Raw genomic sequence first — 15,680 nt, 5'->3', positions numbered from 1 at the left:
CCTTTTTCTTTATTTATTATACAAACAGATCCAAAATCAATACTCCTGCAAAGGCAACGAATGAAAGAACCGTCTCAAGAACTGTCCAAGTTTTGAATGTTTCCTCTACTGACAATCCTAAATATTCCTTCACCATCCAGAAACCAGCGTCATTGACATGAGAGAACATTAAGGAACCTGCTCCTGTTGCTAATACAAGCAATTCCACATTAACTCCAGACATACCTGCAATTATTGGAGACACAATTCCTGCTGCAGTTGTTAAAGCAACTGTCGCAGACCCTGTCGCAATTCGGATAAGTCCTGCAATCATAAAGGCTAAAACTAATGGAGACAAAGATAAGCTTTCAGACATATTACCGATTGTAGTACCAACACCACTGTCAATCAGCACTTGTTTAAATGCTCCGCCAGCACCGATGATTAACACGATTGATCCGACTGGCAAGATGCAGTCCTCTGTGAATTTTTTCAATTTTTCCTTGCCTATTCCCTGCTTGAAGCCAAGGAAATAGAATGCAAAGAATACAGCAAGCAGCAGTGAAACTAATGGACTTCCAATAAATGCTAGTGCTTTTTGAACTTCACCAGGCAAGAATTTCATATATGGTGCAGCAGTTCCGATAATCATTAAAATAACAGGCAGCAAGATAGAGAAGAAAGAAATACCTACACTTGGCAGTGCCTTTTCGTCTTTTTCTTCCACACGAACTAATTCTGGCTCGCCTTGTGGTACAACACGTTTATAAATATATTTAGCAAACAGCGGTCCGCCGACAATCCCGGCTGGAAGTGCAATGATAAGTGAGTAAAGCAATACTTTTCCTAGATTTGCATCAAAGATTCCGATTGCCGCAATAGCACCTGGATGCGGCGGCACTAAACCATGAACGATTGACAAACCAGCAATACCTGGCAAAGCAATCAAAAGAATGTTTTTCTTTGTTGCTTTCTGTATAGAGATAACAAGTGGAAGCAGTATTAAAATACCAACTTCAAAGAAAACGGGAATTCCGATAATAAACCCAGAGAAGAACATTGCCCATGGCAGTTTCTTTTCTCCAAAAACTCTAACAAAGAAGTTTGCAATTTGCAGCCCTGCCCCAGATTCGGACAGCATTTTTCCAAGTATTGTTCCAAGCGCCAAAATCCCGACTAAATGACCTAATACGCCACCTACGCCCGTCTCATAAGCGCTTACAATTTTATCCCAAGATAGTCCTGAGAAAATGGCTAGAAATAAGCTTGCAACTGTTAAGCTGATAAATGCATGCCATTTAAACAGGGAAACTCCTAATATAACAAGGACGATTGAAACTAGTGTGATAATTAATAAGTAGGCATCCATATGATGTACCTCCTAGTCAAAGTTGTTTATTTGTAAGTGTTTTCATTTCCTATGTACTTATTATACGAAAAAAAATTTCTTTCATCAACTATTATTTTCGAAAAAAATATTTTAACAATTTCGATTGTTCATTATATATTTACTATCCCCTTTTTGGTTCGTTTCTAAAAAGGGTGGAATAAAAAAAAGAAAATTAATCAACAATAAAAAATGATAAAAATTAAAAAAATACCATTGGAGGTATCATCTTGTATTTCTATAAAGAAGATTTAATAAATGTAATTGTTCCTGATAAACCAGACCCAGCCGCAGCAAAAGTCCTTCAAGAAGCATTAGGCGGACGTTTTGGAGAAATGAGAACAATGATGCAGTTCTCTTTCCAAAGTGCTAACTTCCGTGGAAAAGCTAAACAATATCGCGACTTGATTCGTGGTGTATTCCTTGAAGAGCTAAGCCATGTGGAGCTCGTTCAGACAACTATTAATCAGCTGCTCAATGGTTCAGGTGATATAGGTGTAGGTTCTGTTGGCGAAAGCAATGCACCACTTCATGTTGCAACAGAAAATGTTAACCCACATCATTATATAATGGGTGCACAGGCTTCTCTGCCAGTTGATGCCGGTGGAAACCCATGGACAGGAAACTATGTATACAGCCACGGGAACTTAGTTGCTGATCTTCTTGATAACTTAGTTCTTGAGTCAACAGGTGTTTTGCAAAAATCACGTTTATATGAAATGAGCTCAAACAAAACATTCCGTGAAACTTTGGCATTTTTAATTGTTCGTGACAACGCACACCAAAATGCCTTCGCCAAAGCACTTGAAACATTAGGCGTAAACTGGGCAAAACTATTCCCAGTTCCAAACTATGACATCAATAAGTACCCTGAATGCCGCAAGTATGTAGACTTAGGCTTCCATAATGCTCAATTCAACTTCCGTCTTGATGACACTAGAATCGGCGAGATTTTCCAAGGTGAGTCACCAAGCAGAAATAAAGGAGAGCTTAAAGTCGTTGAGCCTCCTCAAGGCTATCCTGTCCCTGAACTTCCTGATATGCCAAATGAGCACAGCCCAGGATTATATGATTTAAACAGTTGATTTCTATGGCCCTTTTCCTTTGAAAAGGGTCTTTCCTCTGTTTTATAAACCGCTTTCCTTCTATTTTAATATAGCTACTTTCCACTCATTATTTTCTCATCATTTTTTTAACTTCTTTTAATGATACTCCTAATTAATTATGCGAAGATAGCTCTTGCGATATAGTTCGTATACGAACTATTTTTGACAAGGTATTAATTCCAGCATTTTTTATGTCTGGTTGGGTAGTTTATTTCATAAGGGAAAAGGAGGCATGGCGTGAAAGAAGCTTTAAACAATGAGCTGATTCGATCGTACGCAAGAATAAGCAAGGCTTACTATCAGCTCCTAAAGGAAGATGCAGACCGGATGGGTTTGACTGCTGTTCAGCTAAAAGCTTTATATCGGGTTTCATTTCAGCCGAATATAAGCTTAGGCGAGCTTGCAGACAAATTACGTCTGACAAAAAGTACTGTCAGCGGTGTGATTGACCGCCTTGTGCAGCAGGATATGATTGAACGGACAACTCAAACAACCGACAGAAGAGCTGTCAATCTACATCTGACAAAGCTAGGAAATGAAAAATTAGAAGCACTGATGCATTCTGACTCTGTCGTTGCCCGCAAAATAAAAGAAATAATGCAATTCCCGGACGAAGATATACAAAAACTGCTTGAATTAAACAACAAAATCTTAACGATTCTCAATTCTAAGGAGGACTTTCAAGAATGAATGCAAGACGCATGATACTTATTAACATCATCCTACTAGTTGTCTTAGTAGGCGGCGGTTTTACCGGCTATTATTTCTATGACAAATCAGTTTCGTATATCTCAACAGATAATGCCCAAATCGCTGGACAGCAAGTAAGCATTGCTTCCCCTGCAACAGGTAAATTAACGAACTGGAGCGGTGATGTCGGAGAAAAATTCGGCAAAAACGAAAAAATCGGCACAGTTGAAGTAACAACAGAAACTGGAACTTCAAAAATCAATGTAAACGTTCCTGCTAACAGCACGGTTGTCCAATCTTCAGCAGTAGAAAACTCATTCGTAGCAGCAGGTACTTCTCTTGCTAAAGCATATGATATGAACAATCTTTGGGTTACAGCAAATGTTGATGAAACGGACTTAAATGATGTAAAGGTCGGTCAAGATGTCGATCTTTATGTAGATGCATATCCAGATACAACTCTTACTGGTAAAGTCGATTCTTTAGGCTTAGCAACATCAAGCACATTCTCTTTGCTTCCTAGCAGCAATTCTTCAGGCGACTACACAAAAGAAACGCAAGTCATTCCTGTAAAAATCTCGATTGATAACTATGGTGGTTTAGATTTAGTACCTGGTATGAATGTAACTGTGCGAATTCATAAGTAGGTGATGACGATGACGATATATATCGCAAGTTATGCAGTGATCAGCATTATATTGCTCCTCACCATCAATTACCTGATTAGGAAACAAAGCAGGAAGCCAAAACCGGCAAAAAATTATGAAAAGGATGAACCAATCCTTAATAAAGAAACATCGCAAACCAGCTCCATCGCTGAAGAGAGTCCGATGGATGATGCCATAAATGATACATTAGCAAAATCTGCGATTACAGAGCCAAGCCTAGAGTATGTCGTAGATGTAGATGATGCCGAAAAACCTGGCGAAGAAGAAATACCTGAAGTAGAAAAAACAGTAAAAGAAAAAGCGAAGGTTGATTTTGAAGGCAGTAAAGGCAAAATTATTGCTGCAGTTATGCTCGGCGCATTCGTTGCGATTTTGAACCAAACATTATTGAATGTTGCCATCCCGCATATTATGAACGACTTGAATGTATCAACAAGCACTGTGCAGTGGCTGACAACAGGCTATATGCTGACAAACGGTATATTCATTCCAATTACTCCGTTTTTAATCAGCAAGCTTGGTACAAGAAAACTATTAATCCTTGCAATGAGTGCCTTTACGATAGGGTCATTAGTTTGTTCTGTCTCCACCGGATTCAGCATGCTGATGGTTGGACGCGTTATTCAGGCAGCCGGAGCAGGTGTCATTATGCCGCTTCTAATGACAACATTCTTAACTATTTTCCCTCCTGAAAAACGAGGAACTGCAATGGGTATCATGGGTGTTGCCATGATCTTTGCCCCTGCAATCGGACCGACACTTTCAGGTTGGCTTATCGGACACTATTCTTGGAGGGTGCTTTTCGATCTAGTCATTCCTTTTGGTATTATCGATTTAATTATCGCCTCCATTTGGATGAGAGATGTTACACCGCGTACAAATCCTAAATTTGACCTTTGGGGCTTTATTACTTCCTCTATCGGGTTGGGCTTCTTACTGTACGGTTTCAGTGAAGCTGGAAACGATGGCTGGGACAGCAGTGTAGTTGTCTTATCTCTTTTCATCGGGATTGTGTTCTTAGTTCTATTCGTATGGCGTGAATTCACAACAGATGTACCGATGCTTGATTTAAGAGTATTTAAATATGATATTTATGCTTTAACTACAGTAGTAAGCATGGTTGTTAATATGGCAATGTTTGCAGGGATGATCTTGCTCCCTGTTTACCTGCAAAACATCCGCGGCTTTACAGCATTGGATTCTGGCCTATTAATGCTCCCAGGTGCTATCGTGATGGGTATCATGTCGCCGATTGCCGGTAAGCTGTTTGACCGCTTCGGGGCAAGACCGCTCGCAGTTATTGGACTTGTCATTACTGTTTTGACAACATGGGGCTTTACCCAATTGACGATGCAAACAACTTATGCACATATCATGATGCTTTATATTTTCCGCATGTTCGGAATGTCGTTTATCATGATGACAGTTATGACAGAAGGAATGAATCAGCTGCCTATGCATTTAACAAGTCATGGTACAGCTGCTTCTAATACTGCAAGAACAGTTGCAGGAAGTATTGGGACAGCATTCCTTGTTACCGTTATGACAAACAGATCCACATACCATACTGCTAATTACAGCAATATTATTACAAGTGATAATCCATTTATCGCCGAAAAAATGGCACAGCTTGGTCAAGGCTTTGCAGCATTAGCTGGCATTCCGACAAGCTCTGGTCAGGCACTGGCTGTATCCTCTATTTATGGGAAAGCAGTTCAGCAAGCGACAATTGACGGAATTAACGATGCCTTTATCGTTGCTACAGGTATCTCGGCACTAGCTCTTCTTTTAGCATTTTTCATTAGAAGATCAACGCCTAGAACAAAATCTAAATAATAAAAAACGAGGCTATATCATAGCCTCGTTTTTTTGCTTTATATTACCCTAGAATGTTATAGCCTGAATCTACATAAATGATCTCGCCTGTAACCCCTCTGGACAGCTCACTGATCATAGCTAATGTCATGTCACCAACTTCGTCCTGTGTTACATTCCGTTTCAATGGCGCAGTATCTTCAATCTTATGAAGAATTTCATTAAATGAACCGACACCTTTAGCAGCGAGTGTGCGGATTGCTCCAGCAGAGATTGCATTAACGCGGATATTATCTTTACCCATGTCTAATGCCAAGTATCTCACAGAAGATTCTAGTGCTGCTTTAGCAACACCCATCACATTATATCCGCCTACAGCACGTTCTGCTCCTAGATAGCTCATTGTCGTGATAGATCCGCCTTCTGTCATGAAGGGCTTCGCTTCCCTTGCAACAGCAACTAATGAATAGCTGCTAGTATCCTGTGCAAATGCATATCCTTCTCTTGAAGTATTAATGAAATCTCCCTTTAAATCTTCCGAATGAGCAAACGCAACAGAGTGGACGATTCCATGGATCACGCCAACCTTTTCCCCAATTTCCTGGAAGGCATTTTTTGTGCTTTCATCACTATTTACATCACATTGCACAATCAAATCGGCATTATAGCTGTTATCTGCCAGCAATTTGTTCAACTTAGCAAGAGAGCGGTCAAGACGGTATGTAAATATCAGATTTGCACCTGCTTTAAATAATGATTTAGCCACACCCCAAGCTAGACTCCGTTCATTTGCAACGCCCATAATGACGATATTTTTGCCTTTTAGCTTTAATAAATCTTCCATATTGTCCCCCTAGTTCGACAAGTCGTATTCATAATATTACACCTAGTTTTAGTACTTGGTTCTAATACTATTATAGCATAAACAAATCTAATTTAAATAAGCCCCTTCTATCGTAATCGGATCGATGCCTATATTATGGCTCATATAGCGTAAGAGCATGTTATTAAATCCGAATATCTTCGTAATAAACAGCCATTATCTGCAAACAAGGATAAAACAGCTGTACCGAAACAATACTAAGCATATATGGTTCTGGGAGGTGAAGTAAGCTTTGACCGAACTAACAATGAAGGAACTGGCATTTATTGAGGATGAGATACGTGCAGAAGCAATTACCGCTAAAACATTAAATTGGTGTGCAACACAATGTGAGGATGAAACATTAAAAAACATATTGGAAGCAATGGCAGAAAAGCACCAGTTAAAGATTGCCGACCTATCCCAATATTTTAACAGGACGCAAAATATTCAATAGCTTATGGGAAAGGAATGATCTTATGCCAAACAATATCGAAGGACGCGGACTGACAGACCGGGAATTGCTCCAGCTTTGTTTGGAGCTTGAAAAAGGCCGCTGCCATAGCATCAATAACGTTATACTCGAGACAAAGCATCAAGGACTGCGAGAGATTTACGAAGGAGCCTATGCCAATGCCAGCTCCAACCAATACGAGCTCTTTTCAATCATGGATGACAAAGGCTGGTACAAAACAGAGATTGCCTCAACAGATCAAATCAACAAAGTACAAGAACTCATGCAAAACAATCTTCACCCAGACAATCAATTTAAGTAAACCTATCTTAAAAGCGTGCATAAAAATGTACGCTTTTAAGCATCCACCCATTCCCCTTCCCTCTTTAAAAAGCTATAGAAAAATTTTTTCAATTACAGGCATTAGATACACCATTGTAAGAAAAAATAAAACGACTTAGAAAAAGCATTTCTTTTATCAAGCAAACGCCAAACAAAAAAACTATCATGGAAGAAATTTTGCCGTTACCTTCTTCATCGCTAGGTATGAAACCTCTTTCATATCAGAAAACAAGCTGTATGAAAGAACTAATGCAATTATTAATAAAAAGGTAAATTATACTCAATTAAAAATCATATCTGTACAATTTTGCGTTTATTTAGTATGATTTTAATTATGTTTTATGTCAGATTATCTTACATACAAACAAATGTTTATTAAAAAGGATTTATTTATCCTAATTTCCCAACACAGAAAAAGTACAAAAGGAGCTATATGAATGAAGATAAAACAAAGATTTCCAAAGTTAATTTTGTTCTTTGTAGTTTTACTGACTACCTTAAGCATGCTTTCTCCACTAACAAATGTGAAGGCTGCAGAAAAAACATATCAGATTGCTACAGATATTACTTTTGCTCCATTTGAATTCCAAGATACGAGTGGTGAATTCGTTGGAATTGATATGGACCTTGTTGCAGCAATTGCAAAAGACCAAGGCTTTAAATACGAAATTAAACCGCTTGGGTTTAATGCCGCTGTTCAGGCATTAGAATCAAAGCAAGTTGACGCAGTTATTGCGGGAATGAGCATTACCGATGAAAGAAAACAGAAATTTGATTTCTCTGATCCATATTTTGATTCTGGAATCATCATGGCTGTTAGTAAAGATAATGACACTGTTACTTCCTACGATGACCTAAAAGGCAAAAAGGTCGCTGTTAAAACAGGAACGGAAGGTGCAAGCTTCGCTGAAAGCATTAAAGACGAATACGGCTTTAATATTGTTACTTTTGATGACTCTGCAAATATGTACGAAGATGTAAAAACAGGAAATTCCGTTGCTGTATTTGATGACTACCCTGTATTAGCATATGGAATTAAACAAGGCAATGGCTTAAAAACAGTGACTGAAAAAGAAGCAGGCGCTTCTTACGGATTTGCTGTTTCAAAAGGCCAAAACACGGAACTTTTAGAAATGTTTAACGCAGGACTTGCAAACTTAAAAGCATCTGGTGAATACCAGAAAATCATGGATAAATACTTGGAAACAGGCTCTGACACTGCTGCTGCAGAAGACACTGGATTTTTCGGACTTCTAAAAGAAAGCATGCCAAGCTTGATGACAGGATTAAAAATGACATTAATCCTTACTGTTGTTTCTTTAATTATTGCAACAATAGTGGGAATTGTCTTTGGCTTAATGCGAATTGCAAAAAGTAAAGTTTTAAGCACTATTGCAATGATTTATATTGATATTTTCCGTGGAACACCATTGATTGTCCAAGCATTCTTCATTTACTTTGGTATACCGGCTGCATTTGATTTCCGAATCACTGCATTTGTTGCAGGTCTCATTACATTAAGCTTAAATGCTGGTGCTTACATGGCTGAAATCGTCAGAGGCGGTATTCAATCTGTAGATAAAGGCCAAATGGAAGCTGCCCGCAGTTTAGGACTTCCTTATGGAAAAGCTATGATGAAGGTAGTTCTTCCACAAGCTATTCAATTGATGATTCCGGCATTTATTAACCAGTTTGTCATAACACTGAAAGATACTTCGATTCTGTCTATTATTGGCATAAACGAATTGACACAAAGCGGTAAAATCATCATTGCAAGAAATCTGGAATCATTCCAAATGTGGATTATCGTCGGCGTGATTTACTTAATTGTTATTACAATACTAACTAAAGTATCAAATGTTTTAGAAAGAAGGATTAAAAATGGCAAAGCTTAAAGTGACCAATCTGAAAAAATCATATGGAAACCTTGAAGTTTTAAAATCGATTGATGTGCAGGTCCAAGAAGGTGAAGTCGTTTGCCTTATCGGTCCTTCTGGTTCTGGAAAAAGTACCTTGCTGCGCTGTTTGAATATGCTGGAGGAAGTAACAAGCGGAGAAGTTGTTGTTAACGACCAAAAGCTGACAGATAAAAACACTGATATTAACAAGGTAAGAGAAAATATCGGAATGGTTTTCCAGCACTTTAACCTCTTTCCAAACTTGAGTGTTCTGGAGAATATTACACTTGCTCCTGTCGAATTGAAGAAAGCAACGAAGGCAGAAGCAAAAGAAAAAGCCCTTCAGCTTTTAGATCGTGTTGGATTAAAGGATAAGGCTCCAGAAAACCCAGCGAAGTTATCTGGCGGTCAAAAACAAAGGGTGGCTATCGCCCGTGCGCTTGCAATGAATCCAGATATTATGCTGTTTGATGAACCAACAAGTGCCCTTGACCCTGAAATGGTTGGAGAAGTGCTCAATGTTATTAAGCAATTGGCACAAGAAGGCATGACTATGGTTATCGTGACACATGAAATGGGATTTGCAAGAGAAGTAGCAGACAGAGTTATATTTATGGATGGCGGTTATATTGTCGAACAAGGCACTCCACAGGAGATCTTCGGTAATCCGCAAAACGAACGGACTAAAGACTTCTTAAACAAAGTACTTTAATCTAAGAAAACAGGCGTACCTTCTGGTACGCCTGTTTTTATTAAAATGCTGTCCACCCTGCATCTGCAGTGATCACTGTTCCATTAACAAAGCTTGATTCATCTGATGCGAGGAATAGAGCAACGGTTGCGACTTCTTCCGCCTTGCCGATACGAGGGTTTACACCTAGCCCCGGTTGTACTCTGCCCATTCCAAATGGGTTAACATTTGTCATTGAGGCACTGATATTAGTCTCCACGCCTCCTGGAGCTATTGCATTGCAGCGAATTCCCTTTTGGGCATACATAAAGCCAGTGTTTTTAGTGAAGCCGACAACAGCATGCTTAGAAGCTGTATAAGCAGCACCTGCCCTTGCTCCTTGCAAGCCTCCAGCTGAAGCTACATTGATAATCACACCGCTCTCTTTTTCCAAGAAAATCGGCAGCGCCTTCCGTGTTGCTCTCATAACACTTGTTGTATTGACGGCAAATACTCTTTCCCAATTCTCGTCCAAAATATCGCCTGCAGGTTCAAAATTATCCATAATTCCAGCATTATTAACAAGAATATCGAGCGTTCCATAGTTTTGCACTGTTGTATCTATAAGGTTTTGTATGTCCTCTTCTTTTGCCACGTTCGCTGATACTGCGAATGCATTGCCGCCATTTGCTTTTATTTCTTCTACTGTTGCATTTGCTGCATCCAAATTAATGTCTGATACAGCCACATTTGCTCCTTCCTTTGCATAAAGAAGAGCAATTTGTTTTCCCATACCAGAACCAGCACCTGTTACGATTGCAACCTTGTTTTCAAGTCTCATTAAGATACCCCCATATATGAACTGTTAGAATACGCTTTCAACATTGCGAATTTTTACTACACTTATAGTATAATGACACTAAACGATGAAGGACAATCAGCAAATAAAGTGGAATTTGTCTATTAGTCAACAAATCGCAGGCTTTCTGCTGCCAAATCCTTTTTGATGAACATTAGAGGTGGAATATGTCTAATAAAAATGAATACCTTGATAGGCGAGTGATTAAATCAAAACGAGCACTAAAAGAAGCATTTCTTTCCCTTATGCAGGAAAAAAGCTTTAAGGAAATAACCATAACAGATATCGTCCAGCTAGCAGACTTGAATCGCGGCACCTTCTATAAGCATTATACTTATAGGGAAGATTTGCTGAATGAAATTATTGATGACATTATTACTGATTTGGTTGCTTCTTACCGGGAGCCTTATAAAAATTCCGAAATCTTTGAAGTAAGTAAACTGACGGCAAATGCCATTAAATTGTTCGACCATGTCCAAAAAAACGCAAACTTTTATAAGCTGATTATCCATGCAGAATTGCTGCATAGTTTCCAGTATAGACTGTGTGAAATTCTAAAGGAATTATCGCTCCAAGATTTTCATACACCTGTAGTGGACTCCCCCATAGACAAAGAACTAGCTGCTAGTTATTCTGCCTACGCCCTCTTTGGTCTGCTCGTTGAATGGATTAAAGGCGGTTTTAAATACAGCTCAAGCTATATGGCAGAGCAATTATTGCTAATCATCAATAGAAATACAACAGCTTCTGTAATAAAACCAAGCATCGAGAAGTAAAGCTCCCTTCGTAACTGGGAGCTTCTCCTTAATCACATTACAGTGATTTCTGACACACTCTTTAATAAATGTTCAAATATCAGACACAATATCTTGGCTTCTTTGTGAACTGTTTCACAATAATCATTTTCTTCCCTCTTTTTTTGCTATATTTAACTTGTAAGAAATATTGAAATAAAGGAAGGATGAAAACTATGATTAATGCCTTTATTAGAGAAAATAAGATTGCTGCCATTGTTTTAACTGTTATTCGTTTATTCCTTGGATATTCTTGGTTTAAATCCGGCTTCGGAAAACTGACTGGCGAGGGCTTTGATGCAAGCGGATTTTTAACAAATGCGATTAAAAATCCTGTCACAGGTCCTGACGGTGCCGTTTACGGCTGGTATACGAGCTTTATAGAAGGATTTGCACTTCCTAATGTTGGACTATTTAACGTATTAATTCCGATTGGCGAATTGCTGGTAGGGTTAGGCTTAATTCTTGGCTGTCTGACAACTGCAGCTACATTCTTTGGAGTTGTGATGAATTTCTCTTTCATTCTCGCAGGTACGATTTCTCATAACCCAACAGATATACTCATGGGAATGATCATTATGTTTGCTGGCGCAAATGCAGGCTACTATGGCCTAGACAGATGGGTGCTGCCAATCTTGCGAAAGTACATCATGAAAGACAAAGAAGAAAAGCCGTTATCTCCAAATTTAAGAGCGTAAATATAGAAGCTAAAAGGCATGTGCGAAAAGCACATGCTTTTTTATCATTCAAAAAGAATGGGTTCTTGCGCTGCCAAGCTGCGGGAAACAGCAATCAGTCTCTGGTTGCTGCTTCCCATAAACTGCAGATTTAAATCTCTCTTCTCCATAATAAACGGGCCATCTACAATAACATCTAAATATTCGCAAACGGCTTTGCTGCTTGCACAGCTAATTAATTGTTCCCATTTATATCCAGTATAACACCAAATATTTTTTCCATTCCTTTTCAGTTCTGATGCAAGTGTGAGGAGCTCATGATGATTCTGATAAAAAGGCTCCCCGCCGCTGAAGGTGACATCATTAAAGGGATTGGCCATCAATATATTAAAAATATCAGCAGCTTCCATCTCTGTACCGCCTCTTCTGTTCCAGCTGTTCGGGTTATGGCACCCCTTGCATCGATGAGGACAGCCGGCAAAAAAAACAGTGCTTCTCAGTCCCGGGCCGTCTACAATGCTGTCTTGTATAATATTTAGCACTCTCATCTATGCTTCACTCTGTCCTTCTCTTCCGACCGTTTAGCTGAGTTCCATTTATCTAGTGACCCGACGAGATAGCCTGTAATTCTCCGGATACGCTCAAAATTCTCCTCTCCCGCAATATTGCAGCTAGGGCATCTGTTATTTATAACCCCTTTATACCCGCAAGCAAGACACCGATCGACAGGATGATTAATGCTTCCATATCCAATGCCGGCCTCCTTCATTGCCCGGACAATCTGCTCCATTGCTATAAGGTTTTTGCTTGCATCCCCATCCAATTCTAAATAAGTGATGTGGCCTCCGTTCGTCAACGGGTGGAATGGCGCTTCCTTTTCAATTTTATCAATTGCCATAATTTTGTAATGAACGGGGATATGAAAGCTATTTGTGAAATAAGGCCGGTCGGTAATCCTCTTTATGATTCCGTATTTTTTTCTGACTTCTCTTTGCGCTTTGCCAGCAAACGATTCAGCTGGAGTGGCGATAAGAGAATAGTTCATTTGCTTAGCTTTCGTTGCTTCATCTGTTCTTTTTCTCATATGAGCAACAATTTTCAACCCAAGCTTATAAGCCTCTTCTGATTCTCCGTGATGAAAGCCTGTTAAGGCAACCAGAGCTTCAGCAAGGCCTACAAACCCAAGAGACAGCGTGCCCTGTTTCCAGATTTCTTCAAGATTATCTTCAGGGCTAAGCGCCTCCCCTCCTTTCCAAACTCCTTGAGTGAACAAAAATTTGAAGTTTGCTGCCTTTTTATTCCCTTGATACTCGTAACGATCATACAATTGCTCAATGGCAATATGTATATAACTGTCCAAGCGTGTAAAAAAAGCCTCAACAGTGTTGGATTCCAGTGCGATAAGGGGTAGGTTAAGGCTTGTGAAAGACAGATTTCCCCTTCCAATACAGCTGGCTGACCCATGAATATTTCCCATCACTCTCGTTCTGCAGCCCATTGTTGCTGCTTCTGACTCTGGTGTGCCGTCATAATGTTCTTTGTTAAACGGTGCGTCCAGAAAAAGAAAATTCGGAAACAATCTTTTGCTTGTTGTCTCGATTGCAAGCTGAAAAAGATCATAGTTTATATCTTCCTTGCTGTAATTGATACCTTCCTTTACTTTAAAGACGATAATTGGAAAAATTGGCGTCTCCCCTTTCCCTAATCCTGCCTTTACAGCAAGCAGCAAGCTTTTTGTAAGCAATCTTCCTTCCACTGATATGTCGGTACCGAGATTAACAGAGACAAACGGTGTCTGCCCCCCTCCTCTTGAATGCATGCTATTACAATTATGCACAAACGCTTCACATGCCTGATAGGTTTCTTCCTCTGTCCATTTCCAGGCAATTTCATCCCTTTGCTTGACACTTGAAAAAAGCCCTTCAAGTCGGTTTTTATGGCGCATATAGGATTTCTTGATATATGGAGCCAAGTCATAATCAAACAAAGGCACTGCTTGTCCCCCGTGCTGCTGGTTTTGGTTTGCCTGCAGGATTATTGATGTCAGCGCCATGGCGCTCATAATGCTCTTCGGTTCTCTCATATATCCATGGCCCGTATTAAAGCCTTCTTTTAAAATCTTGCCGACTGGGATTTGGCAGCATGTAGCCGTTCCTGACGCATAAAAGTCTAAATCATGAATATGGATATAACCGCTTAAATATGCATTTTTCGCTTCTTCTGACAAAAGTTGTTCGATTGTAAAATGCTTTGTTGAAGCAGAAGCAAAATGCATCATATGGCTCATCGGAGAAACACCGTCCATGTTGGCATTTTCTTGGATAAGGTCTATGCGCTCCCCTGTTGTTATATCAGCAAATTCATTCATTAATTTTTCATATGTACCCATTTCCTTCTCTCCCTCTACACTCAATTCTTCCTCATTATAAATAACCGTCTCTAAAAACATCAACATATAGTAGGTTTGTTCACCGAATGTACACAATATATAGTGAATTAGCAGTTTATGAAAATAAACGGAGAATCTGCAAGGAAAAGGGATTTTATGCTAAACTAAACGTAAATAATAATAAAAAATGGAGGAGCAAATTATGTCTACTCAAGGGACAATTAAAGACATCATGTTTTACAGCAATGCTTTGAATGAAGAAATTCAGCTGCTCGTCTATTTACCACCAAACTATTCTGATTTATATAAATACCAGCTTTTGATTGCCCAAGATGGGAAAGATTATTTCCAGCTTGGCAGGATTGGCAGAACTGCAGATGAACTGCAGTTGAATAACGACATAGAAGGAACAATAATCGTCGGTATTCCATATGCGGATGTTGCAGACAGAAGGTCAAAATATCACCCAGATGGCGAAAAATCACAAAGCTATATCCGCTTTCTCGCACATGAGCTTGTCCCGTTTTTGGATAGTGAATTTCCGACATACCAAATGGGGCTCGGCAGAGGACTTATCGGTGATTCCCTTGGAGCAACCGTTTCGCTTAGAGCAGCCTTGAAATATCCACATACATTCGGCAAAGTGATGCTTCAGTCTCCATATGTTAACGAGGAAGTGTTATCTGAAGTAAACGCCTTTCAGACCTTTCATCTTCTCGAAATATTCCATATAATAGGAAGCGAGGAAACAGCAGTTAAAACGTCCAGCAACACAATCGAGGACTTCCTTGAACCAAACCGGAACTTGGCTACACTGCTGCACGAATCTAATGCCGATTATCATTACGAAGAATACGAAGGAAATCATACATGGAAATATTGGCAGCCTTATTTGAGGACTATTCTGTTACATATGTATAGCAGTTAAAACAATTTTTTATATATGAAAATAATGAAAAAACAGATATTTTTGAACATCAATTTATAAATTTGTTATAATATCTTACAGATACTGCAAAACTGCTTGTAAGGCAATGAATACCTGTCTTAAGGAATATACATTATTGAAGAGAAGAAATGGGGGTTTCAA

The 15,680-nt window shown here is 39.3% G+C and carries 16 protein-coding genes; 11 read left to right on the top strand and 5 right to left on the bottom strand.

The genetic code is table 11. From position 1 onward, the window contains the following. Window positions 1–16 precede the first annotated feature (16 nt). Window positions 17–1,348: a GntT/GntP/DsdX family permease gene (locus MKX82_RS04915; RefSeq protein WP_233316767.1), complete on the bottom strand. Its 1,332-nt coding sequence runs from the start codon at window positions 1,346–1,348 to the stop codon at window positions 17–19. 248 nt (window positions 1,349–1,596) lie between these two features. Between MKX82_RS04915 and MKX82_RS04910 the strand changes: the two genes are divergently transcribed. The 4 genes from MKX82_RS04910 to MKX82_RS04895 all read left to right on the top strand — a co-directional run bounded on the left by MKX82_RS04910 (window position 1,597) and on the right by MKX82_RS04895 (window position 5,666). Next, window positions 1,597–2,451 carry a manganese catalase family protein gene (locus MKX82_RS04910; protein WP_233316766.1) on the top strand — a complete coding sequence of 285 codons (855 nt, stop codon included), beginning with the start codon at window positions 1,597–1,599 and terminating at the stop codon, window positions 2,449–2,451. Between the two features lie 258 nt (window positions 2,452–2,709). After that, window positions 2,710–3,162 carry a MarR family winged helix-turn-helix transcriptional regulator gene (locus MKX82_RS04905; RefSeq protein WP_233316765.1) on the top strand — a complete coding sequence of 151 codons (453 nt, stop codon included), beginning with the start codon at window positions 2,710–2,712 and terminating at the stop codon, window positions 3,160–3,162. Beyond that, complete coding sequence (locus MKX82_RS04900; RefSeq protein WP_233316764.1) at window positions 3,159–3,809, top strand: HlyD family secretion protein; 651 nt, start codon at window positions 3,159–3,161, stop codon at window positions 3,807–3,809. Before MKX82_RS04905 ends, MKX82_RS04900 begins: the two co-directional genes overlap by 4 nt. 9 nt (window positions 3,810–3,818) lie before the next feature. Continuing rightward, a complete protein-coding gene (locus MKX82_RS04895) occupies window positions 3,819–5,666 on the top strand; it encodes a DHA2 family efflux MFS transporter permease subunit (RefSeq protein WP_285854750.1) in 1,848 nt (615 codons plus the stop codon). 43 nt (window positions 5,667–5,709) lie between these two features. On the opposite strand, the gene fabI is transcribed toward MKX82_RS04895, so the two are convergent. Then, window positions 5,710–6,489 carry an enoyl-ACP reductase FabI gene (gene fabI, locus MKX82_RS04890; RefSeq protein ID WP_233316763.1) on the bottom strand — a complete coding sequence of 260 codons (780 nt, stop codon included), beginning with the start codon at window positions 6,487–6,489 and terminating at the stop codon, window positions 5,710–5,712. 271 nt (window positions 6,490–6,760) lie between these two features. Here fabI and MKX82_RS04885 point away from each other — a divergent pair, with 271 nt between their 5' ends. From MKX82_RS04885 to MKX82_RS04870, 4 genes are all read left to right on the top strand, one after another. Next, window positions 6,761–6,964, top strand: a complete 204-nt coding sequence (locus MKX82_RS04885) for a hypothetical protein (RefSeq protein ID WP_233316762.1) — start codon at window positions 6,761–6,763, stop codon at window positions 6,962–6,964. Between the two features lie 22 nt (window positions 6,965–6,986). Continuing rightward, the gene (locus MKX82_RS04880; protein ID WP_237940978.1) at window positions 6,987–7,283 is read left to right on the top strand and encodes a spore coat protein; all 297 of its coding nucleotides are present in this window, start codon (window positions 6,987–6,989) and stop codon (window positions 7,281–7,283) included. Window positions 7,284–7,740: 457 nt separating this feature from the next. Then, on the top strand, window positions 7,741–9,198 hold the full coding sequence (locus MKX82_RS04875) for an amino acid ABC transporter substrate-binding protein/permease (protein WP_396953792.1): 1,458 nt from the start codon (window positions 7,741–7,743) through the stop codon (window positions 9,196–9,198). Beyond that, window positions 9,185–9,913, top strand: a complete 729-nt coding sequence (locus MKX82_RS04870) for an amino acid ABC transporter ATP-binding protein (protein WP_233316760.1) — start codon at window positions 9,185–9,187, stop codon at window positions 9,911–9,913. Before MKX82_RS04875 ends, MKX82_RS04870 begins: the two co-directional genes overlap by 14 nt. Window positions 9,914–9,953: 40 nt before the next feature. On the opposite strand, the gene MKX82_RS04865 is transcribed toward MKX82_RS04870, so the two are convergent. After that, on the bottom strand, window positions 9,954–10,712 hold the full coding sequence (locus tag MKX82_RS04865) for an SDR family oxidoreductase (RefSeq protein WP_233316759.1): 759 nt from the start codon (window positions 10,710–10,712) through the stop codon (window positions 9,954–9,956). Between the two features lie 185 nt (window positions 10,713–10,897). Here MKX82_RS04865 and MKX82_RS04860 point away from each other — a divergent pair, with 185 nt between their 5' ends. Both MKX82_RS04860 and MKX82_RS04855 read left to right on the top strand, forming a co-directional pair. Continuing rightward, window positions 10,898–11,506: a TetR/AcrR family transcriptional regulator gene (locus MKX82_RS04860; RefSeq protein ID WP_233316758.1), complete on the top strand. Its 609-nt coding sequence runs from the start codon at window positions 10,898–10,900 to the stop codon at window positions 11,504–11,506. 194 nt (window positions 11,507–11,700) lie between these two features. Continuing rightward, a complete protein-coding gene (locus MKX82_RS04855; protein WP_233316757.1) occupies window positions 11,701–12,222 on the top strand; it encodes a DoxX family membrane protein in 522 nt (173 codons plus the stop codon). A gap of 44 nt (window positions 12,223–12,266) precedes the next feature. Here MKX82_RS04855 and nrdG read toward each other — a convergent pair whose 3' ends face one another. Both nrdG and MKX82_RS04845 read right to left on the bottom strand, forming a co-directional pair. Continuing rightward, window positions 12,267–12,749: an anaerobic ribonucleoside-triphosphate reductase activating protein gene (gene nrdG / locus MKX82_RS04850; protein WP_233316756.1), complete on the bottom strand. Its 483-nt coding sequence runs from the start codon at window positions 12,747–12,749 to the stop codon at window positions 12,267–12,269. Continuing rightward, on the bottom strand, window positions 12,746–14,590 hold the full coding sequence (locus MKX82_RS04845) for an anaerobic ribonucleoside triphosphate reductase (protein WP_341079405.1): 1,845 nt from the start codon (window positions 14,588–14,590) through the stop codon (window positions 12,746–12,748). The genes nrdG and MKX82_RS04845 overlap by 4 nt, the downstream gene beginning before the upstream one ends. Before the next feature lie 202 nt (window positions 14,591–14,792). Here MKX82_RS04845 and MKX82_RS04840 point away from each other — a divergent pair, with 202 nt between their 5' ends. Next, the gene (locus MKX82_RS04840; protein ID WP_341075347.1) at window positions 14,793–15,518 is read left to right on the top strand and encodes an alpha/beta hydrolase; all 726 of its coding nucleotides are present in this window, start codon (window positions 14,793–14,795) and stop codon (window positions 15,516–15,518) included. Window positions 15,519–15,680 lie beyond the last annotated feature (162 nt).

This window comes from Niallia sp. FSL R7-0271 (genome assembly GCF_038005785.1).
Classification (GTDB): domain Bacteria; phylum Bacillota; class Bacilli; order Bacillales; family Cytobacillaceae; genus Niallia.
Note: the sequence above shows the minus strand (reverse complement) of the source record. Positions and strands in the feature narration are given on the sequence as shown.